At 70.6% G+C, this 25,367-nt stretch carries 19 protein-coding genes; 6 read left to right on the plus strand and 13 right to left on the minus strand.

The genetic code is table 11. The features are described from left to right. Both BM342_RS18820 and BM342_RS18825 read left to right on the plus strand, forming a co-directional pair. On the plus strand, positions 1-1,287 hold the full coding sequence (locus tag BM342_RS18820; RefSeq protein WP_092969165.1) for an adenylosuccinate synthase: 1,287 nt from the start codon (positions 1-3) through the stop codon (positions 1,285-1,287). Positions 1,288-1,515: 228 nt separating this feature from the next. Continuing rightward, the gene (locus BM342_RS18825; protein WP_143109943.1) at positions 1,516-10,905 is read left to right on the plus strand and encodes a DUF5979 domain-containing protein; all 9,390 of its coding nucleotides are present in this window, start codon (positions 1,516-1,518) and stop codon (positions 10,903-10,905) included. A 72-nt stretch (positions 10,906-10,977) separates the two neighbouring features. On the opposite strand, the gene BM342_RS18830 is transcribed toward BM342_RS18825, so the two are convergent. Further along, the gene (locus BM342_RS18830) at positions 10,978-11,196 is read right to left on the minus strand and encodes a hypothetical protein (RefSeq protein ID WP_092969171.1); all 219 of its coding nucleotides are present in this window, start codon (positions 11,194-11,196) and stop codon (positions 10,978-10,980) included. Positions 11,197-11,297: 101 nt separating this feature from the next. Here BM342_RS18830 and BM342_RS18835 point away from each other — a divergent pair, with 101 nt between their 5' ends. Next, on the plus strand, positions 11,298-11,939 hold the full coding sequence (locus BM342_RS18835; RefSeq protein WP_092969174.1) for a GNAT family N-acetyltransferase: 642 nt from the start codon (positions 11,298-11,300) through the stop codon (positions 11,937-11,939). Between the two features lie 7 nt (positions 11,940-11,946). On the opposite strand, the gene BM342_RS18840 is transcribed toward BM342_RS18835, so the two are convergent. The 5 genes from BM342_RS18840 to BM342_RS18860 all read right to left on the minus strand — a co-directional run bounded on the left by BM342_RS18840 (position 11,947) and on the right by BM342_RS18860 (position 16,675). Beyond that, the gene (locus BM342_RS18840; protein ID WP_092969178.1) at positions 11,947-12,687 is read right to left on the minus strand and encodes a sulfite exporter TauE/SafE family protein; all 741 of its coding nucleotides are present in this window, start codon (positions 12,685-12,687) and stop codon (positions 11,947-11,949) included. A gap of 121 nt (positions 12,688-12,808) precedes the next feature. Continuing rightward, a complete protein-coding gene (locus BM342_RS18845; RefSeq protein ID WP_092969181.1) occupies positions 12,809-14,275 on the minus strand; it encodes a sodium/solute symporter in 1,467 nt (488 codons plus the stop codon). Beyond that, complete coding sequence (locus BM342_RS18850) at positions 14,272-14,703, minus strand: DUF485 domain-containing protein (protein WP_092969184.1); 432 nt, start codon at positions 14,701-14,703, stop codon at positions 14,272-14,274. The genes BM342_RS18845 and BM342_RS18850 overlap by 4 nt, the downstream gene beginning before the upstream one ends. After that, the gene (locus BM342_RS18855; RefSeq protein ID WP_092969187.1) at positions 14,700-15,449 is read right to left on the minus strand and encodes a LytR/AlgR family response regulator transcription factor; all 750 of its coding nucleotides are present in this window, start codon (positions 15,447-15,449) and stop codon (positions 14,700-14,702) included. Before BM342_RS18855 ends, BM342_RS18850 begins: the two co-directional genes overlap by 4 nt. Continuing rightward, positions 15,446-16,675, minus strand: a complete 1,230-nt coding sequence (locus BM342_RS18860; protein ID WP_092969190.1) for a sensor histidine kinase — start codon at positions 16,673-16,675, stop codon at positions 15,446-15,448. The genes BM342_RS18855 and BM342_RS18860 overlap by 4 nt, the downstream gene beginning before the upstream one ends. 200 nt (positions 16,676-16,875) lie before the next feature. On the opposite strand from BM342_RS18860, the gene BM342_RS18865 reads away from it, so the two are divergent. Both BM342_RS18865 and BM342_RS18870 read left to right on the plus strand, forming a co-directional pair. Beyond that, entirely contained in the window at positions 16,876-17,247 is a 372-nt protein-coding gene (locus BM342_RS18865) for a DUF485 domain-containing protein (RefSeq protein WP_092969193.1), read from the plus strand. Then, positions 17,244-18,887 carry a solute symporter family protein gene (locus tag BM342_RS18870; RefSeq protein WP_092969196.1) on the plus strand — a complete coding sequence of 548 codons (1,644 nt, stop codon included), beginning with the start codon at positions 17,244-17,246 and terminating at the stop codon, positions 18,885-18,887. Before BM342_RS18865 ends, BM342_RS18870 begins: the two co-directional genes overlap by 4 nt. A 188-nt stretch (positions 18,888-19,075) precedes the next feature. Here BM342_RS18870 and BM342_RS18875 read toward each other — a convergent pair whose 3' ends face one another. The 7 genes from BM342_RS18875 to BM342_RS18905 all read right to left on the minus strand — a co-directional run bounded on the left by BM342_RS18875 (position 19,076) and on the right by BM342_RS18905 (position 24,686). Continuing rightward, positions 19,076-19,276 carry a hypothetical protein gene (locus tag BM342_RS18875; RefSeq protein ID WP_092969199.1) on the minus strand — a complete coding sequence of 67 codons (201 nt, stop codon included), beginning with the start codon at positions 19,274-19,276 and terminating at the stop codon, positions 19,076-19,078. Between the two features lie 29 nt (positions 19,277-19,305). Continuing rightward, complete coding sequence (lpdA, locus tag BM342_RS18880; RefSeq protein WP_092969202.1) at positions 19,306-20,706, minus strand: dihydrolipoyl dehydrogenase; 1,401 nt, start codon at positions 20,704-20,706, stop codon at positions 19,306-19,308. 181 nt (positions 20,707-20,887) lie between these two features. After that, entirely contained in the window at positions 20,888-21,142 is a 255-nt protein-coding gene (locus BM342_RS18885) for a hypothetical protein (RefSeq protein ID WP_092969206.1), read from the minus strand. 77 nt (positions 21,143-21,219) lie between these two features. Then, entirely contained in the window at positions 21,220-22,182 is a 963-nt protein-coding gene (locus BM342_RS18890) for a hypothetical protein (protein WP_092969209.1), read from the minus strand. Continuing rightward, entirely contained in the window at positions 22,179-22,691 is a 513-nt protein-coding gene (locus BM342_RS18895; RefSeq protein ID WP_092969212.1) for an RNA polymerase sigma factor, read from the minus strand. Before BM342_RS18895 ends, BM342_RS18890 begins: the two co-directional genes overlap by 4 nt. A 118-nt stretch (positions 22,692-22,809) precedes the next feature. Further along, entirely contained in the window at positions 22,810-23,229 is a 420-nt protein-coding gene (locus tag BM342_RS18900) for a hypothetical protein (protein WP_092969215.1), read from the minus strand. Between the two features lie 119 nt (positions 23,230-23,348). Then, positions 23,349-24,686, minus strand: coding sequence for an MFS transporter (locus tag BM342_RS18905; RefSeq protein ID WP_092969218.1), 1,338 nt, complete (start codon positions 24,684-24,686; stop codon positions 23,349-23,351). Positions 24,687-24,835: 149 nt separating this feature from the next. Here BM342_RS18905 and BM342_RS18910 point away from each other — a divergent pair, with 149 nt between their 5' ends. Beyond that, positions 24,836-25,333, plus strand: coding sequence for a winged helix-turn-helix transcriptional regulator (locus BM342_RS18910; protein ID WP_092969221.1), 498 nt, complete (start codon positions 24,836-24,838; stop codon positions 25,331-25,333). The last annotated feature ends 34 nt before the right edge of the window (positions 25,334-25,367 follow it).

Below are 25,367 nucleotides of genomic sequence, written 5' to 3' on the forward strand. Positions count from 1 at the left end.
ATGCCCGCAGCCGTCCTGATCGGTGCACAGTGGGGCGACGAGGGGAAGGGCAAGGCGACCGACCTGCTCGGCTCCCGCCTCGACTACGTCGTCAAGTTCAACGGCGGCAACAATGCCGGTCACACGGTGGTGATCGGCGACGAGAAGTACGCGCTGCACCTGCTGCCCTCCGGCATCCTGACGCCGGGCGTGACGCCGGTCATCGGCAACGGCGTGGTCGTCGACGTCGAGGTGCTCTTCGAGGAGCTCGAGGCGCTCGAGAGCCGCGGCGTGGATGTCTCGAAGCTGCGGGTCTCGGCCAACGCCCACCTCATCACGCAGTACCACCGCACGCTCGACAAGGTCACCGAGCGATTCCTGGGCAAGCGCCAGATCGGCACGACCGGTCGCGGCATCGGCCCGGCCTATGCCGACAAGATCAACCGCGTGGGCCTGCGCATGCAGGACCTCTTCGACGAGAACATCCTGCGGCAGAAGGTCGAGGGCGCCCTCGACCAGAAGAACCACCTGCTCGTGAAGGTCTACAACCGACGCGCCATCGCCGTCGACGAGATCGTCGACGACCTGCTCGGCTACGTCGACCGCCTGCGTCCCATGGTCACCGACACGGCCCTGCTGCTGCACCAGGCGCTCGAGCGCAACGAGACCGTGCTCTTCGAGGGCGGCCAGGCGACCATGCTCGACGTCGACCACGGCACCTACCCGTTCGTCACGTCGTCGAACGCGACCAGCGGCGGCGCCGTCACGGGCTCGGGCATCGCGCCGAACCGGATCGACCGCGTGATCGCCGTCATCAAGGCGTACACGACGCGCGTCGGCGCCGGTCCGTTCCCGACCGAGCTGTTCGACGAGTGGGGCGAGTTCCTCAGCGAGAAGGGGCACGAGTTCGGCACGACCACCGGCCGTCGCCGTCGCACCGGCTGGTACGACGCGCCCATCGCCCGCTACACGTCGCGCATCAACGGCGTGACCGACTTCGTGCTGACCAAGCTCGACGTGCTCACGGGCATCGAGCGCATCCCGGTCGCGGTCGCCTACGACGTCGACGGCCAGCGTTTCGACGAGGTGCCCGTCTCGCAGTCCGACTTCCACCACGCGACTCCGGTCTACGAGGAGTTCCCCGGCTGGACCGAGGACATCACCGGTGCCCGCGAGTTCTCCGACCTGCCCGCGAACGCGCAGGCCTACGTGCGCGAGCTCGAGGCGATGTCGGGTTCGCGCATCTCGGCGATCGGCGTCGGCCCCGGACGCGACGAGATCATCCAGCTGCACGACCTGCTCGCCTGACACGCTGAGCGCCCGGCCGCCCCCGCGGACGCATCGTGCGTCGGCGGGGGCGGCTTTCGCGTCGGCACGTGCTCATGGGACGTCCGAGGCGTCGCCCGCGCGGTCGCGCTCACGCCGGGATCACGGTACGTTCCCCGCCCTTCCGTCGGCCTCGCCCCCTCGATAGGGTGGCGATGATCGCCCTGCCGCATTCGCCGTGCGAGGGGTGCGACCGGACCGGGGGGACCGATGCGCAGATTCCGACGTTGGATTGCAGGATTCGCGGCGATCGCCGTCGTCGGAGTGCTCGCGCTGCCGACCGCGATGTCGGCGGTCGCAGCGCCCGACGACGCGGAGTTCACGACCTTCACCAAGGTCGTCGCGCCCCCGGTGCAGCCGTCGTACGCGCCAGGCGACCAGTTCAGCTACACGATCACGCTGACCTGCAACAGCCCCATCGTCGACATCTGCGTCGCGGCGCACGTGAGCGACACGCTCCCTGCTCCGCTCGTCTTCGACCCGACCGTGCCGAATCCGGTCGTGGTCTCCGGCGGCGGCACGCCCGCGCCGACGGTGACGGTGAACGGCGGGGACTTCGATGTCGCCTTCAACGAGGCCGGCACGGCCGGCACCGGCCTGCGCACCGGTCAGCAGGTGAGCATCACGGTGTTCGTGCAGGTGCCGCCCGACGCGAGCGCCGACTTCGACGGAACCGTCACGAACACGGCGACCGCCGCGGCCGACAACGCGCTGCCGACCGATGCGAACGCCGACGTCGTGCTCGACATCCCCGAGGTGCTCGATTCGACGGTGACCAAGAGCGTCGACGACCACGTCGGCGACGGCCAGTCGGTGCCCGCCCTGCCCGGGCAGCCCGTCGACTACACGATCGGCGGCGGCAACGCCTCGAACCGCTCGGTCGACGAGATCGTCGTGCAGGATCCCGCAGACGGCGTCGCGAGCCCGTTCGACAGCTATCTCGACTTCACCGGCATCACCTCGGTCACCCCGCCCGCGGGCGCCGACCAGGTGCAGATCGAGTACCTCGACGAGAACGGCAATTGGGTCGTCGCGTACCCGACCGGTCCCATCCCCAGCGACTTCACGAACATCCCCGACGTCCCCGACGACCAGGTCCACGGTCTCCGGTTCACGTTCTCGTCGTCGACCGGCCAGCTGCCGCCGACCCCGCCCGGCGAGGAGGCCGTGATCGGCGTCTCGAGCGCGACGAACGACGAGGTGCTCGACATCCCGCTCGACGAGTCCGTGACCGTGCCGAACACGGCCTCGTCGAACGTGGTGGTCGACGACCGCACGAACCCGCCGAAGACGGCCGACGGTGACGTGGTCATCAGCAACACCGGTCCCACGGTCGAGACGGTGAAGTCGTTCTCCGACCCGACCCTGCTGGCCGGGGACTCCAGCACCGCGCTCATCACGTCGACGAACGGGCCGCGCCCGGTGACGTCGATGACGATCGAGGACCCGACTCCGGGCCAGCCGAACCTCGCCGACCAGGGGTTGGTGTTCGACGGATTCGGCAGCGGTGTGGAGTGGCCGCCCGATGCCGACACCGTCTCGGTGACCTACACCTACGCCGACGGCACCACCGAGACCCTGACCGGCACCACGCCGAACGAGATCCCGGCGCCCACGGGCGACCCCGCCGACGTCGTCGGCTTCTCGGTCACCTTCACGGGGCCGATCGAGGCGAACGCGATCGCCGAACTGCCCTTCGACGTGATCGCTGATCCGGTCGACGGCCAGCTCGACGTCGTCAGCACCAACGACACGACGTCGACCGTGACCGACTCGACCGGGCAGACCGGCACCGACAGCGACTCGGCCGACGTCACCCGCCAGCCGGCCCGCGTCTCGACCACGATCGACAAGAACATCGTGCAGGACGAGGTGTGGGACATCCCGGGCAGCACGACGGATGTCTCGTTCCTCGCGAACGTCAACGACCAGGGCGACAACGCGTCGACGGTCGGTGCCGACTCGCTCGTCATCAGCGACCCGGCCGACCCGCAGCCCGGCGACCCGCCGTCGACGTTCTGGAACACGTTCGACCTCAAGCAGCTCTCGGCCGGAGTGCCGGCGAACGCGAACCTGACGATCGAGTACTGGGACGGCACCCAGTGGGTCACCCTCCCCGGCGCAGAGCTGATCGAGGGGCAGACGACGTTCAACTACTCGGTGCCCGCCGACCTGCAGGACGACATCCAGGGCATCCGATTCACCTACACGCCGAAACCGGGTGAGACGCTTCCGCCCGGGTTCCAGGTGTCGCCGACGATCCAGGTCGCCACCCGCGACGAGTTCCGCGACGGATCGGGAAGCGTGCACGACGCGGCCGTCGCGGCCGACCCCCTCAACGTGCAGAACGACGCCTCGTCGACCGTGACGAATCCCGCCGACACCTCGCCGGAAGACAACACCGCCACCGACTCCGACGACATCGACGTCAACCCGTGGCCCCCGGACGGCCCCGGCGTCGACCTGATCGACAAGGCCTGGCTCCAGGAGGACGTGTTCGCGTTCACCGACGACCAGCGCACCGCACGCATCTCGTGGTCGACCCAGGGCGTGCCCTTCGACTCGGTCGCGATCACCGACGACCCGACGGCCGGCGCCGACTTCTCGAACATCGCGGCATCCGCGTACGACGCGTGGGATCTCGCCGCGATCGAGGCGATCGACGCGACGCTCGACCCGCTCATCGTCTACGACCGGATCTCCACCGTGGAGCTCTACGACGACACCGCCGACGCCTGGGTCGACGTCACCACGGACGCGTGCGGTGCCGCCGACACCACGGGCACCGCGTGCGACGGCGGGTTCCCCGGGTTCGAGCTCTCCGAAGCTCAGCGGGCGTCGACGCTCGGCGTGCGCCTGACCTACGTCGAGGGCTCGAACCGCGGCGCCGGAACCGGGCCCGCGCCGGGCTCGGGCGTCGCCTCGTCGACCGGAAACGGGCGCGGCCTCGACCTCACCTTCCAGCTCCGCCAGGAGAAGCGCTCCGACGGCGGGCCCGTCGTCGGGTCGCTGCACGACGAGACCTACAACTCGGGCTTGAACGGGGTCGTGACGAACACGGTGGGCATCGAGGGCACGGGCCCGGCTCCGTACACGGGCCAGGATTCCGACGACATCACGATCCTCGACACCACGGTCAACGTCTCGGTGACGAAGACGTTCGACCAGGATGCGCTGCCCATCCCGCCCGAGTCGGCGGCGCAGTCCGAGTACCCGCTCGTGACCGCCATCATCACGGCGCGAAACGAGACCGAGGCGAACATCGCCGCACTCGTCGTGTCCGACCCCGCGACGCCGCCCGCTGCGCCCACCGACACCTACAACACCTTCAACCTCTTCTCGATCGGCACGATCAGCGTGCCCGCGGATGCGACCGAGTCGATCGTGACGCTGACCCGCGAAGGCGGAGGCACCGACGACCACACGATCGCCGAGGCCCAGGCGTTGACACCGACCGATCTCGCCGACGTCATCGGAGTCAGCGTGACGCACCGCGATCCCGATCGGGTCGCGATCCTCACCACGGAGCAGACGAGCATCGTGCTCACGTACCAGCTCCGCGAGTTCCTGCGCGACGAGCCGACGACCAGGCCGGCACAGGGGGACCTCGTCACGAACGTCGCCTCGGTCGACGGGACCCGACCCGGAGGCTCGACCACCGACGAGGCGCACGGCACCGACGACGACACCCTCCAGTTCGTGCCCGCCACCTACGGCGTGCTGGCCGGAAAGTCGATCTCTCCGGCGTCCCGCTACGAGGACGAGTCGCCCGACGGGTACACGGTCACGATCGGCGGGCAGCCCACGGGCAACGTCCGCACGACCGTGCTCACCATCACCGACGACGAACCGACGTTCTGGAACGCCTTCGCGTTCGCCTCGTTCCCGCAGCGGACCATGCCCGCGAACATCGGGCAGATCCGGGTGTCCGCGCTCGTGGGAGTGGACTACGCGCTCGTCGGCTCCGAGCTCACGCAGACGTGCGGCGGCAGTGCCGACCTGACGGCGTGCTGGGTCGTCGGAGACTGGCAGGATGTCGCGCCGGACCGCACGGTGACGCCCGTGCTGCCGGCCGGCGTGGCCGAGGCGGATGTCCGCGGCATCCGCTTCGAGGTCCGGCAGGATGCCGACGAATCGAACTGGGAGAGCCCGCGAAACCCGATCGTCTCGTTCGCGTTCGTCGCGGACCGCCTCGAGAACCTGCACTCCGGCCCGAACGGCGAGATCGACTCGGTGCCCGTCCCGTCGACGCTTCCGGGCCTCGAAGCGGCTCCGGGCGAACCCGTGCAGGGCACGACGACGGACGAGGTCGACGTGCACGGCACCGGCTCGTGGCAGACGCCCGACGGCGTCACCTGGGAGGCCGACGCCAGCGCCCAGGACATCACGCAGCTGCTGCACCGCCCGAACTCGATCAGCGTGAAGAAGTCCCCGGGCAACGGGCAGGACGGCGCCGCTTCGCAGCAGTTCCCGCCCGACGCCGAGATCCCGTACGTGATGACGATCACGAACACCGGCCAGTGGCAGATGACCGGGCTCGAGCTGACCGACACGATCGCGGGCGACGCCGCCGGTTCGTACCTCGTGCCCGTACCGGGCGCCGACCCCGTGTTCGAGTTCACGCTCACGGATGCCGACGGCAACGCGCTCCCGACCGACGGATTCAGCGGCACGCTCGACACCACCACGGGCGTCGTCACCATCACGGTGCCGTCCGACTTCGTCTTCGCACCCGGCGACGTGCTGGTGATCGCGGCGCACCTGCAGTTCCGGCCGGCGCTGCCCCCGGGAACCCCGGTCGCGAACACCATCACCGCGACGAGCGATCGCGACTTCGAGACCTGCGAGTACACGCACCTCAACGTGCCGACCGGCGAGCCGAGGGTGGACGCACCCGACTGCACTGCCGACACGACCGTGACCCCGCAGCCCGCAGCACCGATCTCGCTGACGAAGTCCGTCAAGGGCGTCGGGGCGGGCGACCCGGGCGCCGCCCCCGGCGACCCGAACTTCGACGATCTCGGCGTTCTGAGCACGACGGGCGATCCGGAGGCCTGTGCGGAGCCGAATGCGGGCGACGGCTACTACGTCAACACCTGCGTGCCGATCACGAGGCCCGGCGGCACCGAGGAGTGGCGCCTGACGTTCACGAACCGCGGCAACGTGCCGGCCGACGCGATCGGCGGCATCGACGTGCTCCCCGCGGTCGGCGACACCGGTGTGGTCGTCGGCTCTCCGCGCGGCTCGCAGTGGGCTCCGGTGTTCACCGGCGGCATCGAGGTCGCGGACATCTCGACAGCCGGCGCGTACTACATGACGACCGTGCCGAACCAGGCCTGCAATGCGGCCGACATCCAGTACAGCATCCTGTCCGCGCCGATCCCCGACACGGATCCCTGCGCGGCCGACGTCACGTCGCGCCAGTGGATCGCGTTCAACGAGTTCACGCCTCCGGCGGAGCTGGCGACCGCCCGGGCCCTGAAGCTCGTGATCGACCTGCCGCCCGGGTTCGAACTCGCGCCGGGGGCGTCGGGCTCGGTCACCTTCGACACGCAGACGCCGTACCAGATCCCCGATGCGTACGCCGACGGCCTTCCGATCGCCTGGAACACGGTCGCCGCGGGTTCGCGGGCCACGTTCGAGGGCCAGGAGGTGTACCAGGGGCCGGTCGAGCCGGTCCGCGCCGGAGTCGCGTTCCCGACCGGTGAGATCGCACTGGTCAAGTCCCAGGTCGCGCCCGACAGCTGGCCGTATCCGCTGCCGGACTCCTACGAGTTCGACGTGCAGTGCGAGTCCGGCGGCGAGGACGTCCCGCTGGTCGATGCCGGGGGCGCGTCGCCCAATCCGGTGCAGGTGCCGGCTGACGGCACCCCGATGATCTTCGGCACGGGAACCACGTTGCCGCTGTTCTCGACCTGCACGGTGTCCGAGCTCTTCGCACAGGGATCGAACGTGAGCTACGACCCGCCGGGAGTCGGGGGCCGATCGGGAGAGGTCACGGCGTTCCGCGACCTCACCGACAACGCGGCCGTCCACCATCCGTACACTCCCGAGCCGATCGAGGACGCCACGGTCACCGTCGAGAACGAGTACACGATCGGCGGGTTCGAGGTCTCCAAGGACGTGGTCGACGGCGGTGCCGTCGACCAGGACGGCAACCCGATCGCCTACGACCCGACCTTCACCTTCACGGCGAGCTGCATCTGGCTCGGCGAGGAGGTGGTGCCGGAGGCGGACCGAACGTTCACCCTGCAGAGCGGTGAGACGAAGGACTTCACCGGGCTGCCCGTGGGTGCGGACTGCACCGTCACCGAGACGGATGCCGCCGGCGCGACCGACACGACCATGGTGATCACCGAGGACGGCGTCGACACCGACCTCGGCGGGACCGCGTCGGCCGACTTCACGATCCTCCCCGACGAGGAGGACGGCACGCACCTGACGGCGCTCGCCGTGACCAACACGTACACGGTCGGCTCGCTCACGATCGAGAAGGACGTGACCGGTTCCGGGTCCGAGGCCTGGGCGCCCGACGAGTTCACGGTGCACCTCGTGTGCACGTGGGACCAGGCATCCGCGAACCCGGTCTACGAGGACGACCTGGTCGTCCCTGCCGACGGCAGCGTGACGGTCGGCGACCTGCCGACCGGTGCCGAGTGCACGGTCACCGAGCCCGACGACGCCGGCGCGACCGGCGACCCGGTGATCACGCCCGAGACGGTGACGGTCGGCGTCGCGGGCGAGGACGGGGATCCGGTGCTGGTTACCGTGACCAACGACTTCCGCACCGGCGGCTTCCAGGTCGAGAAGGCGATCAGCGGTTCGGGCATCGGGTTCAGCGAGGACGTCGACTTCACCTTCTCGTACGTCTGCACGTACGAGCTGCAGGAGGTCGCCAGCGGTGAGCTCGTCATCACCGGTGACGGCACGGTCGGTCCGCTTCTGTCGGAGGTCGTCGACGGGCTGCCCGTCGGCACGTCGTGCGACATCACCGAGACCGACAACGGAACGGCCGACGGCGATCCGCCGGTGCTCCCGGTGACCGTGATCATCCCCGACGAGGCCGACGGCATCCCCCAGGTCATCGCCGCGGAGTTCGAGAACCGCTTCTCGGCCGGGACCATCTCCGTGACGAAGGTCGTCGACGGCATCGGCGGCGATCTCCCGGGCATCGCGGATGCCACGTTCACGGTGCACGTGACCTGCTCGCTCACCGACGGCGGCACCCCGCTCTTCGAGGGCGACGTGCAGGTGACCGACGGACAGACCGTGACCGTGCTCGATCCCGATACCGGGCAGGCGCTGCTGCTGCCCGTCGGCACGCACTGCTGGGGCGACGAGACCGACGACGCCGGGGCGACCGACTCGAGCGTCGACTTCGACTCGTTCGACAACGCCGTCATCGTCGAGGCATCCGACGCCGATGAGCCCGAACCGCTCGAACTGACCGCGACGAACACGTTCGACGTCGGCGACGTGTCGATCGAGAAGCAGGTCACCGGCAACCCCGACCACGCTGCGGGCTTCACGTTCGAGATCCTCGTGACCTGCACCTTCGACCGAGGCCCGAACAACGACCCGATCGTGATCTACGACCAGGAGCCCGTCGAGTTGCAGGCGGGCGAGCTCGTCACGCTCTTCGAGATCCCGATCGGCTCCGAGTGCTGGGCCGAGGAACCCGACCAGCAGGGTGCCACGGGTGTCGTGATCAGTGCGACCGAAGACGACCCGGTCGTGATCGGCGAAGACGAGGACATCACGATCACCGTGACGAACGACTTCCCCGACGCGGGATTCTCGGTGACGAAGACGGTCGACGACGGTGGGGCGGTCGACCAGGACGGCAACCCGATCGCCTACGACACCGTGTTCTCGTTCACCGCGGTCTGCACGTTCCAGGGCGAGACCGTGCTCGACGAGTCGTTCCAGCTCTCCGACGGCGAGGTGCAGGTGTACGACACGCTCCCCGCCGGCGCCGAGTGCACGGTGACGGAGACGGACACCGGAGGTGCGACCGGCACGGGCATGGTCATCACCCAGGACGGCACGGACACCGACCTCGGAGAGACCACGAGTGCGCAGTTCACCCTGCTGCCGGACCAGGACGGCGCACACGTCAACGCACTCGGCGTGAACAACCCGTTCACCGTCGGGTCGCTGCAGCTCACGAAGCAGGTGAGCGGCACCGGGGCCGACGACTGGGCAGGCGAGTTCGGCGACTACGAGGTGCACGTCGTGTGCACGCTCGCCGCGGCCGACCCCGACACGGTCTGGGACGGCACCGTGACCCTGACGACGGATGCTCCGGGCAACGTCGCGACCATCGACGACCTGCCGACCGGCGCGGAGTGCGCGGTCGACGAGACCGACCTCGGCGGTGCGACGGACTGGTCGGCCGACCCGAACCCGATCACGATCGGCGACGATGAGAGCGGTCCGGTCGAGATCACGATCGACAACTCGTTCCGCACTGGGGCGCTGAACCTGCTCAAGGAGGTCACCGGGCCGGGTGTTCCCGAGTTCTCCACCGGCCCGTTCGACTTCCGCGTCGTCTGCACCTACGAGGGAGAGACCGTCGAGAACAGCGTGCTCGTCGTGGAGGGTGAGGAGGATTCGCGCGGTCCGTACCTGAGCGAGACCATCACGGGCATTCCCGTCGGCGCCGAGTGCGTCGTCACCGAGATCGACAACGGCGGGGCGGATGACACTGCCGATCCGGTGACCGTCACGATTCCCGACCAGGAGACCGACGGGGTCGAGACCGTGGTCACCGCAGCGATGCTGAACCGGTTCTCGCTCGGGCTGCTCGGTGCGGCCAAGGAGGTCGACGGCACGGCCGCAGACGCGCCGTGGGTCCAGGACACGGTCTTCACCATCACCGTGACCTGCGAGCTCGACGTCAACGGCATCCGCACGACGGTGTTCTCCGGGGACATCGAACTCGTCGCCGGGGACATCGAGCCGCTCCGTGACACGGACGGCCGGATCGTGCGGCTGCCCTTCGGGACGCATTGCTACGGATCCGAGTCCGACCCAGCGGGCGCGAGCTCGACGAGCGTCGACTACGACTCGTACGACAACGCGATCATCGTGGGCGCCGACCCGCTCGCGCAGATCCTGCTCGTGACCGCGACGAACACCTTCGACTACGGCCAGATCGAGCTCGAGAAGACGATCAGCGGCGATGTCGCGTCGGCTGCGGGCAAGACCTTCACGGTCGAGGTGACCTGCACCCTCGACCGCGGCGAGAACAACGAGCCGTACGTCGTGTTCGACCACGAGCCCGTCCAGATCACGGGCGGCGAGACGGTGACGCTCGCCAAGCTCCCGATCGGCGCCGAGTGCTGGGCCGAGGAGACCGACTCGGGCGGTGCCATCGGCGTGACCGTGAGCGCGACCGAGGCGAACCCGGTCGTCGTCGGCTCGGGCGACCAGGTGAAGATCACGGTCGACAACGAGTTCGCCGCCCCGCCGCCCGTCACCGGTGTCGACGGAGAGGCACTGGCACGGCTCGCGGTGCTCGGCGGGGTGCTGCTGCTCGGCGGCGCGGCCGTCGTGCTCGTGGGACGCCGACGTCGTCGGGGTACGCCGGGCGAGTAGCGCGGCGATCGGAACCACGAAGGCGCCCCACCCGGATCGGGTGGGGCGCCTTCGTCGTCCGATCGGGACCGGCTACTCGTTGCCGACGGCCTTGTCGATGTTCGCCTTCACGTCGTCGATGACACCGTCGTGCTCGTCGGGCGCGACCTTCTTCACGGCCTCGCCGATGCCGTCGAGCACCTTGTCGCTGATGTCCTCGGCCTGCTCGCTCTTGAGGACCTCTTGGATCTTGTCCTTGTTCTGCTCGATGAATTCCCCGGCCTGCTTGGCGAGGTCGTCGAATCCGGCCATGTCTGTCCCCCATCTCTGCGGCGTCGTCGCCGGTCCGATCCAGCCTACGTCGGCGCCGAAGCGTGCGGAAGGGACGATCGGCGGTGTGCGAGACTCGTGCGGTGACCGCCCTGCTTCCGCCCGCCGAGCCGCTCGTCGGCCGGTTCATCCGCCTCACCCCGTTCGACGCGGCCGACGTGCCGGAGCTCGCCGAGGCGCTGCGGCGTCCCGAGGTCTTCGCCGGCGGATACGGCGGCGGCCCAGAGGGGCTTCCGGCCGACGACGCCGCGTTCGAGCGATTCGCGCTCTCCTACTACGCCGGCGGTCCCCTCGCGCTGCCCTGGACGGTTCGGCTGCACGGCGGCGAGCACGACGGCCGCGTCGTCGGCGCGACGAAGTTCGCCGACCTCGACCTGACGAACGAGTCGGCGCACATCGGCTGGACCGCCTACGACCCGCGCGTGTGGGCGGGCGGCGTCAACGTCGAGGCGAAGCTGCTGCTGCTCGGCATGGCGTTCGATCACGGGTTCGGCCGGGTCAAGCTGCAGGCCGACAGTCGCAACGAGCGGTCGCGGGCCGCGATCCTGCGGCTCGGCGCGACCTTCGAGGGCATCGCGCGCCGGCACAAGATCCGGGCCGACGGCAGTTGGCGCGACTCCGCCGTCTACTCGATCGTCGTCGACGAGTGGCCCGACGTGCGGGCGGGTCTCGAGGCCAGGCTCGTGGCTCGCGGCGACGAGCCCGTGCAGCTGGTCGGCGCGTAGGCGGCCGTCAGAACCAGAGCTCGACCGCGCCGTCGACGAGCGCCGCCGCGCCCCCGGCGTAGGCGATCGCGATGACGGCGATGCGCGCGGCGTGGTGCGGGATCCGCCGGTGCAGCAGCTCGCCGGCGACGAGGCCTGCGAGCAGCGCCCCGAGCACGATCGGCCAGGCTCCGGGCTGCAGCTCGGGGATCGACCACCCGGTCTGCGCGAGCTTCAGCACGAGCGAGGCCGACCCGATCGCGACGAAGTAGGGCTGCGCGGTCGCCGCGAAGCGCACCTGCGGCCACCTGGTCGCGACGGCGTAGACGCTGAGCGCCGGGCCGCCGACACCGGCGGCGGCATTCATGACTCCGGATGCCGCGCCCGCGACGACTGCGGGCGGCCATCCGCTCACGACGTGCTCGGCGCGCGTCACGAGCAGGCTGACCGTGAGGGCCACGATCACGAGCACGCCGATGGCGACCTGCAGCGGGGCGCCCGGAACGTGCGCGGCGATGACGGCACCCGCCGCGGTGCCCGCGAGCGCGGGCACGACGAGCATCGCGAACCGCCGCCACTCCACGAACCGCCACACCCGCGGCAGGATGATGAGCGACGAGACGACCGCACAGAGGTTGACCACGATCACGCCGTCGAACGGGCCGAGCAGCAGCACGAGGGCCGGCGATGCGACGAGCGCGAAGCCCATGCCGGTGATGCGTTGTGCGAAGGCGCCGACGAGCACGGAGAGGGCGACGGCGATGAGCACCGGAGTATCTTAGGCAGGCTCGCGGGCGCGGCCGGACGCCACCGTGACGAACGCGACCCTCCGGGGTGTACGCCGCGGCCCGCAGCGCCGCCCGCCCGGTCGCCTGGCCGCCGGTCGCAGCTCAGCGCACGCGCTGCTCGGGCGTGTGCAGCCGCGCGAGGAACGCATCGGTGCCGCGCGGCCGTCGTCGTCGATCGGCGCGCGAGGCGAGCACGGTGACGAGCAGCGCCGCCGGCACGGTCCACGCGGCCGGCTGCTCGAGGAACGGGCGGATGCCGGGCGCCGCCGCCCCGATCACGCCGCCGCCGAGGATCGCCGCCCCCGAGAGCACCGCGCCCGTGAGCATGCCCGCCACGGCGCCGCGCGGCGTGAGCCCGCGCCACCAGATGCCGAGCAGCAGGATCGGGCACAGGGTCGACGCGGTGAACGCGAACACGAGGCCGACGCTGCCGGCGAGTCCGGTCGACTCGGTCGCGAGCGCGACGACGAGCGGCACGAACGACGAGGCGACGGCGGCGATGCGGAATCCGCGCACGCTGCCGCCGAGCAGGTCCTGGCTGATGACGCCCGCGAGCGAGACCACGAGGCCGGAGGAGGTCGAGAGGAACGCGGCGAACGCCCCCGCGATGACGAGCGCGGTGAGCAGGTCGCCGCCCCATCCGGGCATGAGCCGGTCGGGCAGCACGAGCACGAGTGCGTCCGCATCGCCCGAGGCGACGAGATCCGGTGCGAACGCCCGCCCCAGCAGGCCGAAGGCGGTCGGGAACAGGTAGAACACCGAGAGCAGCACGAGCACGATGACGGTCGTGCGTCGGGCCGCGTCGCCGTCGGGGTTCGTGTAGAAGCGCACGAGCACGTGCGGCAGGCCCAGGGTGCCGAGCAGCAGCGCGATCATGAGCGAAACCGTGCGGTACGGGTCGAGGTCGCCCGGACCCGCCGTCGCCGGGAACGCCGCCGCCGCCTCGAGCGAGGGTTCGACGCCGCCGACGAAGACGAGCAGCACGATCACGGGCACCGCGATCGCCGTGAGCTTGAGCCAGAACTGGAACGCCTGCACGAACGTGATCGACCGCATGCCGCCGGCGGCGACGACGACCGCGACGATGACCGCGACGGCGAGGGATCCGGCCCACGAGGGCAGCCCGGTCGTGATCCGCACCGCGAGCGCGGCGCCCTGCAGCTGCGGCACGATGTAGAACCAGCCGATCACGATCACGAGCGTGCTCGTCACGAGTCGGGCGGTGCGCGACTCCAGGCGCGCCTCGACGAAGTCGGGGATCGTGTACGCGCCCGACCTGCGGAGCGGTGCGGCGACGAACAGCAGCAGCATGAGGTATCCGGCCGTGTAGCCGATCGGGAACCAGATGCCGCCTGCGCCCGTCGTCAGGATCAGTCCGGCGATGCCGAGGAAGCTCGCTGCCGAGAGGTACTCGCCGCCGATCGCCGAGGCGTTCCACCACGGTCGCACCGTGCGCGAGGCGACGTAGAAGTCGCTCGTCGTGCGCGAGACGCGCAACCCGTAGAAGCCGATGAGCGCCGAGGCGAGCGCCACGGCCGTGATGGCGGCATAGCTGATCGCGGCGTTCACTCGGCCTCCGTCAGGGCTCGGTACCTCGCCTCGTTGCGGGCCGCGGCGCGCGAGTAGAGCACGCCGACGGTGATCGCGAGCGGATACACGCCGACCGCGAGCAGCAGCCACGACAGCGGCACGCCGAACACGAAGGTGTCGTCGAACACGGGCGTGAGCACGATCGCGAGCACGAACAGCGTGGTCGCGAGGGCGAACCCCGCGGCGTACGTGATGCCGAGCCGCAGCTGCGAACGGATCAACGACCGCACGTAGACGCTCTCGGGTGCGCTCGCGCCGTCGGCCGGCGGTCGGGAGACGGAACGACGAGCGGATGCCGCGGCCGCGCCGGTGCCCGGTGCCGTCACCCGCACCCGTGCAGGCGGTTCGGGCGGCGTGGTCGGGCTGCCTTCGGCATCCGGAGCCCGGGGATCGGGCTGGTCGCTCATGTGCGGGGCCGGAGCGTCGCGGACTCGAGACGTTCGCGCACCGAGGGCAGCAGGCGGCGGCTCACGGGCAGCTCGGCGCCGGCGATCGTGACGCTCGGGCGGTCGGTGCCGAGGCGGATGCGCGTGAGGTGCGCGAGCGAGACGAGGTACGAGCGGTGCACGCGCACGAAGCCCGCATCGGCCCACTGCCGTTCGAGGTCGGCCATCGGCACCCGCACGAGGTAGCTCGCCTCGTCGGTGTGCAGCCGCGCGTAGTCGCCCTGCGCCTGCACGTAGCGCACCTCGTCGCGTCGGATCATGCGGGTCGTGCCGCCGAGCGTCACGGCGATCATCTCGGGCGCCGAGGCCGTCGGGATGCCGCCGGTCGGCGTCGCGGCGCCGGCCTTCAGCACCTCGACGATGCGCCCGATCGACCGCTGCAGCCGCTCGGTGCGCACGGGCTTCAGCAGGTAGTCGACCGCGGCGAGGTCGAACGCCTCGAGTGCTCCCTCTTCGTCGGCGGTCACGAACACGAGCGCCGGCCGACGTTCGAAACGCTGGAGGGCCCTGGCGAGGTCGAACCCGCTGAGCCCCGGCATGTGGATGTCGAGGAAGGCGGCGTCGACCGGCTCGCGCGTGAGCAGGCGGATCGCCTCGGACCCCGAGGACGCCTGGTGCACGGTGCCGATGCGCGGATCCTGCGAGAGCAGGAACGCCAGCTCGTCGAGCGCCGGCCGTTCGTCGTCGGCGATGAGCACGGAGATCATCTGGTCTGGCTCCCGTCTCGGGCGATGGCGGTCGGCGCCTCGGGCTTCGGGCCGGCGGGGGAGTTCGGTTGCGACTTGGGCACGCGCATGCGCACGAGCGTGCCGGCGCCGAGGTTCGTCTCGACGACGAGCCCGTGCTCCTCGCCGTAGACCTGCCGCAGGCGGGCATCGACGTTGCGGAGCCCGACGTGCTCGCCCGGCGAACCGCCCGCGAGCACCTCCTCGAGCACGACCGGATCGATGCCGACGCCGTCGTCCTCGACGCTGATCTCGGCGAAGGCGCCCGAGTCGGCGGCCGTGATCGTGATGCGCCCGCCGCCCTCCTTGCCCTCGAGGCCGTGCCGCACCGCGTTCTCGACGAGCGGCTGGATCGACAGGAACGGCACCACCGTCGAGAGCACCTCGGGCGCCACCTGCAGGGTGACCCGCAGGCGCTCGCCGAAGCGCGCCCGCTCGAGCTCGAGGTAGCTGTCGATCGAGCGCAGCTCCTCGGCGACCGTCGTGAAGTCGCCGTGCCGGCGGAACGAGTACCGCGTGAAGTCCGCGAACTCGAGCACGAGCTCGCGCGCCTTCGCCGGATCGGTGTTGATGAACGACGCGATCGCGTTCAGCGCGTTGTAGATGAAGTGCGGGCTGATCTGCGCGCGGAGCGCACGCACCTCGGCCTCGGCGAGGGCCGCGCGCGACGCGTCGAGCTCTCCGAGCTCGACCTGCGACGCCACCCAGCTCGCGACCTCGCCCGTCGCGCGCACGAGGCCCGCCCGCACGGGCGACGCGAACGCCACGATCGCCCCGGCCGAACGGCCGCCGACGAGGATCGGCGCGGCCGCGGCATCCGTCTCGCGCGACCAGATCGCGATGCGGCGCTGCACGTGCGGCTTGCCCGCCGACTGCGCGGCCCGCGCGAGCTCGCCTGCGACGGCGCGGACGTCGTCGTCGCCGTCGATCGCGACCTGCCCGGCGGGGTCGACGAGCGCGAGGCTCTCGCAGCCGAGCATCGCGCGCAGGTACCGCACCGCACGAGCCGCCTCGGCCTCGTCGAAGCCGCCGCGCACGTGCTTCGCCGCCCGGCTCGCGAGGTGCAGCGTCTGGTACGTCGCCTGCTCGGCATCGGTGCCGAGTTCGCGCTGCGCCAGCACCAGGCGGCGCAGCAGCAGCACGACGCCGACCGCCAGGGCGCCGGCGACGACACCGGCGCTCGCGGCGAGCAGCATCGACTCGGGCATGCTCGAAAGCGTAGCCGTCGTTCGTCGGCGCCCTCGAACCGTTCGTCGCACGACCGACACCGTTCAGCGACGACGAACGGTGCGGCCGACACGCTCGCCCCGGGGCGCGGCAGCATGGGGCCACTGCTCGCCGCCATCGGCATCCGGAGCAGTGGGCGCGGACCTTCCCCCGTGCCGAACCCCCTCGAAGGAGAGACGCCATGGGCAACGAGGCCCTGAGCGCGGAGACGACGCAACCCGACGTCGATTTCACCGCGGTGCAAGCATCACCCCGATTCCAGGAGCTGCGCGGTCGCCACCGCCGGTTCGTCTTCCCCGTGCTCGCGGCCTGCCTGGTCTGGTACCTGGCCTACGTGCTGCTCGCCGTCTACGCGCACGACTTCATGTCGACCCGGGTGTTCGGCAGCGTGAACCTCGCCATGGTGCTGGGCCTCGCCCAGGTCGTCACGACGTTCGCCGTGACCATGTGGTACGTCAGCTACGCCAACCGTCGCCTCGACCCGATCGCCGCCGAGATCCGCGACGAGATCGAGTCCGGCGCCGAGTTCGACACCCAGGCGGTGGCACGATGAGCGCCCTCGCCGCCGTGGACACCGCCCGCGTCGCGGCCGAGGCCGCTTCGTCGTCGCCGGGCGATCCCTGGCTCAACATCGCCATCTTCGGCGCCTTCGTGGCGATCACGATGGTCATCGTGTTCCGAGCCAGCCGCAACAACAAGACCGCGGCCGACTACTACGCGGCCGGACGCTCGTTCACCGGCGGCCAGAACGGCTCGGCCATCGCGGGAGACTACCTGTCGGCGGCGTCGTTCCTGGGCATCGTCGGTGCGATCGCGATCACCGGGTACGACGGGTTCCTCTACTCGATCGGGTTCCTCGTCGCGTGGCTCGTCGCCCTGCTGCTCGTCGCCGAGCTGCTGCGCAACACCGGCCGCTACACGATGGCCGACGTGCTCTCGTTCCGCCTCAAGCAGCGGCCCGTGCGCATCGCGGCCGCGCTGACGACCCTCGTGGTCTGCTTCTTCTACCTGCTCGCGCAGATGGCGGGCGCGGGCGGACTCGTGTCGCTGCTGCTCGGCATCACCGACACGCTCGGCCAGTCGCTCGTGATCACCGTGGTCGGCGCGCTCATGATCCTCTACGTGCTCATCGGCGGCATGAAGGGCACCACCTGGGTGCAGATCATCAAGGCCGTGCTGCTCATCGCCGGCGCCGGCGTCATGACGGTCTGGGTGCTCGCGCTGAACGGCTTCAACTTCAGCACCCTGCTCGAGAACGCGGTCGAGGCCACCGGCAACCCCGCGATCCTCGACCCGGGTCTCAAGTACGGCGTCTCGGATGTCTCGAAGATCGACTTCGTCTCGCTCGGCCTCGCCCTCGTGCTCGGCACCGCGGCCCTGCCGCACGTGCTCATGCGCTTCTACACGGTGCCCACCGCGAAGGAGGCCCGCAAGTCGGTCGTCTGGGCGATCTGGCTCATCGGCATCTTCTACGTGTTCACGCTCGTGCTCGGATACGGCGCCGCGGCCCTCGTCGGCCCCGAGACGATCGCGGCCGCTCCCGGCGGCGCGAACTCGGCGGCCCCGCTGCTCGCCTTCGCGCTCGGCGGACCGTTCCTGCTCGGCCTCATCTCGGCGATCGCGTTCGCGACGATCCTCGCGGTCGTCGCCGGACTCACGATCACGGCCGCGGCGTCGTTCGCGCACGACATCTACGCGAGCGTCATCAAGAAGGGCAAGCCCGAGGCGGGTGCCGAGGTCAAGGTCGCGCGTCGCACGGTCATCGTCATCGGCATCGTCGCGATCCTCGGCGGCATCGGCGCGAACGGGCAGAACGTCGCGTTCCTCGTGGCGCTCGCCTTCGCGGTGGCCGCATCGGCCAACCTGCCGACGATCATCTACTCGCTGTTCTGGAAGCGCTTCACGACCAAGGGCGCGCTCTGGAGCATGTACGGCGGCCTCATCTCGGCCATCGTGCTCATCATCTTCTCGCCGGTCGTCTCGGGCTCCGAGACGTCGATGTTGAAGACGGCGGAGATCAACTTCGCGATCTTCCCGCTCTCGAACCCCGGCATCGTCTCGATCCCGCTGGCGTTCCTGCTCGGCTGGATCGTCACGATGCTCGACAAGACCAAGGAGGACCCGAAGAAGCAGTCCGAGATGGAGGTGCGTTCGCTGACCGGCGTCGGAGCCGAGAAGGCGACCCAGCACTGAGAGACCGCCGGCGTGGGGCGCCGGCCAGCAGGTTCCGGCGGTGGGCGGGGGAGTGCCCGCCGCCGGGGCGGCTTCGACGCGGCGGGAATGCCTGCCCGTGCCGCGTCGAACGAACAGGCGGGGCGGATGCCGCGGCCGAACGGCCGTGACATCCGCCCCGTTTCTCGTGCCCGGTCGCGGCGCGCCGGTTACGACTTGGAGCCGCGCCGACGCCGTGCGATGCCCCAGGAGATCAGGCCGACCCCGACGACCGCGACGATCGGCCCGACGATCGCCCAGAGCATCTCGCCGCTCATGGCCGAGCCGGGCAGGATGCCGATGCCCTGGAGCGTCCAGACCACCCCCGACAGCGTCAGCAGCCCGCCGATGACGATGAGCACGAAGTTCATGGGATCCGCCCTTCTCCGAGGCATCCGCCTCACATGTTGATCATGTGCCCCGCGAGGCCGTGGAACGCCTCCTGCAACGCCTCCGACAGCGTCGGGTGCGTGTGCACGTTGCGCGCGAGCTCGAGGGCGCCGAGGTCCCACTTCTGGGCGAGGGTCAGCTCGGGCAGCAGCTCCGAGACTTCCGGGCCCACCATGTGGCCGCCGAGCAGCTCGAGGTACTTGGCGTCGGCGACGAGCTTCACGAACCCGACGGGCTCGCCGAGGCCGTTCGCCTTGCCGTTGGCGCTGAAGGGGAACTTCGAGACGACCACGTCGTAGCCCTCGTCGCGGGCCTGCTGTTCGGTCAGCCCGAACGAGGCGACCTGCGGCGAGCAGAACGTGGCGCGCGGCATCATGCGGTAGTCGCCGAGTTCCATGGTCTCGGCATCGCCGATGGTCTCGGCGGCCACGACGCCCTGCGCCTCGGCCACGTGGGCGAGCATGAGCTTGGCGGTGACGTCGCCGATGGCGTAGATGTGCGGCACGTTGGTGCGCATGCGCTCGTCGATCGCGATGGCCCCGCGCTCGGTCAGCTGCACGCCCGCGGTCTCGAGGCCGAAGCCCTCGACGTTCGGCGCGAAGCCCACCGAGATGAGCGCCTTGTCGACCTCGAGCGTGCTGCCCTCGCCGTTCGCCGCGGTGTAGGTGACGGTGACGGATGCCCCGTTCTCGACGACCGTCTCGACCTTCGTCGAGGTCAGGATCGGCACGCCGAGGTTGCGGTACTGGCGCGTGATCTCCTTCGAGACCTCGACGTCTTCATTGGGCAGCGCCCGGTCGAGGAACTCGATGACGGTCACGTCGACGCCGTAGTTCTTCAGCACGTAGGCGAACTCCATGCCGATGGCGCCCGCGCCGACGATGGCGATCGAGCGCGGCAGGTCGCGCGTGAGGATCTGCGTCTCGTAGGTCACGACGTTCTGCGAGAGCTGCACGCCGGGCAGCAGGCGCACGCGCGAGCCGGTCGCGATGATCGCGTTGGCGAAGGTCACCTGCTCGACTGTGCCGTCGGCCTTCGCGACGTCGATCGAGTTCGGGCCGGTGAACGACCCGCGCCCGTCGAACTCGGTGATGCCGTTCTTCTTCATCAGGAAGTGCACGCCCTTGACGTGCTTCTCGGACACCTGGCGGCTGCGGTCGAACGCCACCCCGAAGTCGAAGTGCGCGTCGCCGGAGATGCCGAAGGTCGCGGCCTGGTCGTGGAAGATGTGCGCGAGCTCCGCGTTGCGCAGCAGCGCCTTCGAGGGGATGCAGCCGACGTTGAGGCACACGCCGCCCCAGTACTTCTCTTCAATGACGGCGACCTTCTGGCCGAGCTGGGCTGCGCGGATGGCGGCCACGTAGCCGCCGGGGCCCGCGCCGAGGACGATGACGTCGAAGTGTGTGGTCATGCCAGCCAGCCTATGCACCCGGGCCCCGCCCGGGGCGGTCAGGCCGACGGTTCGTCGCGCGGATCCGGCAGGTAGGCCGTGATGTCGAGCGGCTCGGTCGGCGGCAGCTCGAGCGCGGCCGGGTCGATGGTGGGGTTGCTCATGCGGTGCTCCTCGCGTCGCGGCGGTCGATCGATCGGGCTCAGGATGCCGGTGGCGTGCGTGTCGTCCGCGTGCGACGCCCGAGGGAATCGGCCACCGTCACCATGGCGAGCGCGGATGCCGAGGCCACCGCGACGCACGCGGCGACCACGATGAACGTGAGCACGCCCTGGCCTCGCGACCCGGGCGCGAGCGCCGCCGAGAAGGCGAGCATCGCGGCTCCGGCCGCCAGGCTCGCGACCCTCGCGGCCAGGATCGCCCCGGCGATGCCGACGATCACGGTTCGTGTGCGCATGGCGTCCACCTCCTTCTGGAGAGGGTGTTTCCGCGCGTACGGCCGGCGTTACCGCGCCATGGTCCCGATCTTCGGGGTCATTCGAAGGCCTCGTAGCCCCAGACCGAGGGCGCCTGCACATCGGTGCGGTCGTGCCCGACGTAGGTGGTCTCGATCGTGATGATGCCGAGGCCCTCGTCGGAGACGACGACGTGGTCGACGAACTCGCCGGGCGCCCGCGACGCGGTCGAGAACGAGATGCCGGACCGGCCCAGCCGGTCGACGACCTCGCCCTCGACCTCGAGGTCGGGCAGGCTCGCGAGGAACTCCAGCGCAGCCTTCGACTGCTCGGTCGTGAGGCGGCGTTCGCCGAGGAGCCCGCGCAACTCGTTGACGTACTCGCCGGTCGTGTAGGTCGCCGCTCCCATCGGAGCGCGGAGGAAGGCGCCGAATTCGGCCGCGGAGTTCGGGGGCGTGCCGTACATCGGCTGCCATTCCCCGGGTCCGAAGTCCTGCTCCCAGGCCAGGCTGCCGACCTCGTAGCCCTCGACGACGATCGGGCGGCCGTCGGAGTCGTAGGGTTCGCCGCGCCTGACCTCGATCCGGGCGCCCTGGGGGCCTTGCTCGAAGGTCCGGATCTCGGGGTTGATCGTGACCTGCTCGATCGTGCCGTCGTCGCCGACGACCATGTTGCGGTACCACGACTGGGTCTTGACCGTGGTCGTCGTCGTCGGTCCCGGTGCCAGTTTCGTGCTGAGGCCCATCAGCAGTTCCTCCGGCGTGCCGTCGATCGGGGTGGGGTGGAGCAGGGGCGGCGTCGCCGCCGCGTAGACGGTCGCCGGCCGAGCGATCACCAGCATGCCGATCGCGACGGCGAGGAGCAGGGCGACAGCTGCCGCGACCGACAGGAAGATGGGCGAGCGGCGCCGGGGCCGCGCCGCCGGGAGGCTCGTCGTGATGCGACGCAGGCGGGTCTCGGCGGACGGCGAGAGGTCGTCGCCGCGGCGAGGGAGGTCCGGGCGGGCGTCGCTGAGGCGCCGGCTGAGTTCGAAGTCGTTCACGATGCCTCCCCGTTCAGGGTCGCGACGGCCGAGGGCACCACGGCCAAGGCGGCCTCGAGGCGCTTCTTCGCCCGGTGCAGCCGCACCCGAAGCGTCGCGGCGGAGCATCCGAGGATCTCGGACATCTCCTCGCGCGTGAGGTCCTCCCAGAACGCCATCCAGATCAGCTCCCGATCGGCCGGATCGAGGCGGTTCACGGCCGCCCGCACGTCGAGTGCGTCGTCGGAGGCGGCCGCGGCGGGGTCGCGGTGGTTCGCCTCCGCCTGCTCGACCCTTCGCGTGTGCCGGGTGCGGCCGCGGTAGTGATTGCCGACGACGTTGCGCAGCGCGGAGTACAGCCACGCGATCGTGAACACGTACGCGGCCTCGTCGCGGCGACGCCAGGCCTGCGCGAAGACCTCGGCCGCGGCATCCTCGGCATCGCCGACGTTGCTCAGCCGGTTGTAGGCGGCCGAGACGAGCACCGGATGGTACGTGCGGAACAGCACCTCGAACTCCCGCTCACCCATTCGGGATCGCGGACGTCGAAGCTGGGGACATCATCACATTCTGGGGTGTTTCCGGCACGTGCCCGTGCGTTACCGCGGATGCCGGGTTCGGCTCACGTCGGGCCCGACCCGGCCCGACTCATCCGATGAGCGTTCCGGCGAGGACCAGTACGGCGAGGGCCATCGCGGCCACCTGGGCGCGCCCGACCCCGTCGTGCACTCGGGCGAAGGCGTACACGCTCAGCACGGCGTACGCGACCGCGCCCAGCGAGACGATCGCCGTGACGAGGGCGGGCCCGATCGCGCTCGCATGCCCGTGCGCGCCCTGGGGCGCGACCGGGGCGACCGCTCCCGCGATGCTCGCGAGTCGCAGGGCCGCAGAGAGCAGCATGCCGAGCATCGCGTGCCTCGACACCCAGGTCTGCGCCCCCGTCGGCCGTCGCGGACCCCGGTGCCGACGCACGGCGGCCAGCGCCATGGCGGCCGTGAGCAGGATCACCGCCCAGACGAGCGGCGGCAGCAGGCCGACGAGCGTCGTGTCCAGCAGTGCCGTGAGCACGAGTGCGAGCCCGGCGAGTTCCGGTGCACGAGCGCCGCGACGGCGGCCGCGGACTCCCGAACCGTCGGCGGTTCCGGAGCCGCTCGCGGTTCCCCGCTCGTGCGGAGCGGGCTCGGCGTTCAGCGTGCGCCCTCCGCGACGGGGTCTGCCGCATCGCTCGTCGTGTGCGGCGCGGGCCGGCGGCGGACGGCGATCGAGAGCACCGCGGCGATGATGCAGAGCGCCGCGCCGCCCCACCACGCGTAGGTGTAGGTGCCGAAGGTGTCCCGGATGACGCCGGCGCCGAGGGCCGCGGCCGCAGCGCCCAGTTGGTGCGCGGCGAAGACCCAGCCGAAGACGATGGTTCCGCGGTCGCCGAAGATCTCACGGCAGAGGGCGGCGGTCGGCGGCACGGTCGCGACCCAGTCGAGACCGTAGATGACCACGAACAGCACCATGCTCGGGTGCACGACATCCGCCAGCAGCGACGGCAGGAGCACGAGGCCGACACCGCGGAACCCGTAGTACGCCACCAGCAGGATTCGCGGATCGAACTTGTCGGTGAGCCAGCCCGACGCGACGGTGCCGACGATGTCGAAGATGCCGACCACCGCGAGCAGGGCGGCGGCGGTGGTGGTGGCCATCCCGTGGTCGTGCGCGGAGGGGATGAAGTGGATGCCGATGAGCCCGTTCGTGGTCGCCCCGCAGATGGCGAAGGCGATCGCCAGCGCCCAGAACGATCGATGTCTCGAGGCGAACGCCAGCCCCTCGAGCGCGCGTCGGGCCGCGTTCCCTGTTGGGCGGGCCGGCGTGACGTAGGTCGCCGGGTCGGCGCCGTACGGCAGTACGCCGCGGTCTTCGGGGCGGTCGCGCAGCACGAGCCAGACGATCGGCACGGCCGCGAGGGCGACGGCCGCAACGAGCAGGGACGCAGCGCGCCATCCCGTCGATTCGGCGATCTGGGCGACGGGCGGCAGGAAGATCAGCTGGCCCGTGGCGGATCCCGCGGTGAGGATGCCCATGACGAGCCCCCTGCGTCGCTCGAACCATCGGTTCGCGACGGTCGCGGCGAACGCCAGGGCCATCGAACCGGTGCCGAGGCCGATGAGCACGCCCCAGAAGACGAGCAGCTGCCACGACGCGGTCATCAGCACGCTTCCGCCGGCGCCGAGCGCGACCAGCGTGAGCGCGACCGCGACCACCTGGCGGATGCCGAAGCGATCCATGAGCGCGGCGGCGAACGGCGCCGTGAGGCCGTAGAGGAGCAGGTTCACGCTGACGGCCAGCGACATGACCGTCGTCGACCAGTCGAACTCCTCGTGCAGGGGCACCATGAGGGCTCCGGGGGCGGCGCGGAAGCCGGCTGCCGCGAGCAGTGCGAGGAAGGCGACCGCGGCGACCCACCACGCGGGGTGGATCCGACGCGTGCGGCCCACCGGGTTCGCGGCGAGCGGTTCGCGGTCCGTGGGCGCGGTCATGCGCGTCGCGGGCGTTCGACGAGGACGGGTGCGGAGGTGCGCATGCGGGACCTTCTGATCGTGCGACGCGGTCGCGATCGAGTTCAGGACGACTTCTTTGAAGAAAGCTACACTAGCGGTGAGCACCGCCGACGACGAGAGGACGAGGGATGCCGCTGCGATCCGACTGGTCGACCGAGCAGTGCCCGATCCGGCGCTCGCTCGACGTGCTCGGCGACCCGTGGGTGCTCCTGATCATCCGCGACGTGCTGCACGGTCGAGGCCGCTTCGATGCGCTGCGCGACAACCTGCGCATCTCCGAGGCGGTGCTCAGCCGTCGCCTGGCGGCCATGGTCGAGGCCGACCTGCTCGTGCGCGTCGAGTACCGCGACGGCAATCGCATCCGTCAGGGCTACGCCGCCACCGACGCCGCGGCCGAGTTGCTGCCGGTGCTGCAGCAACTCGCGATCTGGGGCGAACGTCACACCAGCGTGCCCGAGGGCGGCGGGCACATGGCGATGGTCCATGAGCCCTGCGGGCACGAGACCGTGCAGGGCGAGACCTGCAGCGCCTGCGGCCAGGTGCTCCGTCCCGAGCAGATGACCTGGGTGAAGCCGTGGAAGAACGCCCGCGACCGGCTCCAGCCCGCGGGCACCCTCGTGGCATGACGGTGTGCTTGTGACGTGACTGTGCCTCGTGGCG

This window comes from Agromyces sp. CF514 (genome assembly GCF_900113185.1).
GTDB lineage: Bacteria > Actinomycetota > Actinomycetes > Actinomycetales > Microbacteriaceae > Agromyces.

Excerpts from the sequence above, each read along its gene's own strand:
- lpdA (WP_092969202.1), bottom strand. The coding sequence starts at position 20,706 with ATGACCACACACTTCGACGTCATCGTCCTCGGCGCGGGCCCCGGCGGC.
- BM342_RS18910 (WP_092969221.1), top strand. The coding sequence starts at position 24,836 with ATGCCGCTGCGATCCGACTGGTCGACCGAGCAGTGCCCGATCCGGCGC.
- BM342_RS18855 (WP_092969187.1), bottom strand. The coding sequence starts at position 15,449 with ATGATCTCCGTGCTCATCGCCGACGACGAACGGCCGGCGCTCGACGAG.
- BM342_RS18895 (WP_092969212.1), bottom strand. The coding sequence starts at position 22,691 with ATGGGTGAGCGGGAGTTCGAGGTGCTGTTCCGCACGTACCATCCGGTG.
- BM342_RS18830 (WP_092969171.1), bottom strand. The coding sequence starts at position 11,196 with ATGGCCGGATTCGACGACCTCGCCAAGCAGGCCGGGGAATTCATCGAG.
- BM342_RS18875 (WP_092969199.1), bottom strand. The coding sequence starts at position 19,276 with ATGAACTTCGTGCTCATCGTCATCGGCGGGCTGCTGACGCTGTCGGGG.
- BM342_RS18865 (WP_092969193.1), top strand. The coding sequence starts at position 16,876 with ATGGGCAACGAGGCCCTGAGCGCGGAGACGACGCAACCCGACGTCGAT.
- BM342_RS18820 (WP_092969165.1), top strand. The coding sequence starts at position 1 with ATGCCCGCAGCCGTCCTGATCGGTGCACAGTGGGGCGACGAGGGGAAG.
- BM342_RS18850 (WP_092969184.1), bottom strand. The coding sequence starts at position 14,703 with ATGAGCGACCAGCCCGATCCCCGGGCTCCGGATGCCGAAGGCAGCCCG.
- BM342_RS18860 (WP_092969190.1), bottom strand. The coding sequence starts at position 16,675 with ATGCCCGAGTCGATGCTGCTCGCCGCGAGCGCCGGTGTCGTCGCCGGC.
- BM342_RS18870 (WP_092969196.1), top strand. The coding sequence starts at position 17,244 with ATGAGCGCCCTCGCCGCCGTGGACACCGCCCGCGTCGCGGCCGAGGCC.
- BM342_RS18825 (WP_143109943.1), top strand. The coding sequence starts at position 1,516 with ATGCGCAGATTCCGACGTTGGATTGCAGGATTCGCGGCGATCGCCGTC.
- BM342_RS18885 (WP_092969206.1), bottom strand. The coding sequence starts at position 21,142 with ATGCGCACACGAACCGTGATCGTCGGCATCGCCGGGGCGATCCTGGCC.
- BM342_RS18905 (WP_092969218.1), bottom strand. The coding sequence starts at position 24,686 with ATGACCGCGCCCACGGACCGCGAACCGCTCGCCGCGAACCCGGTGGGC.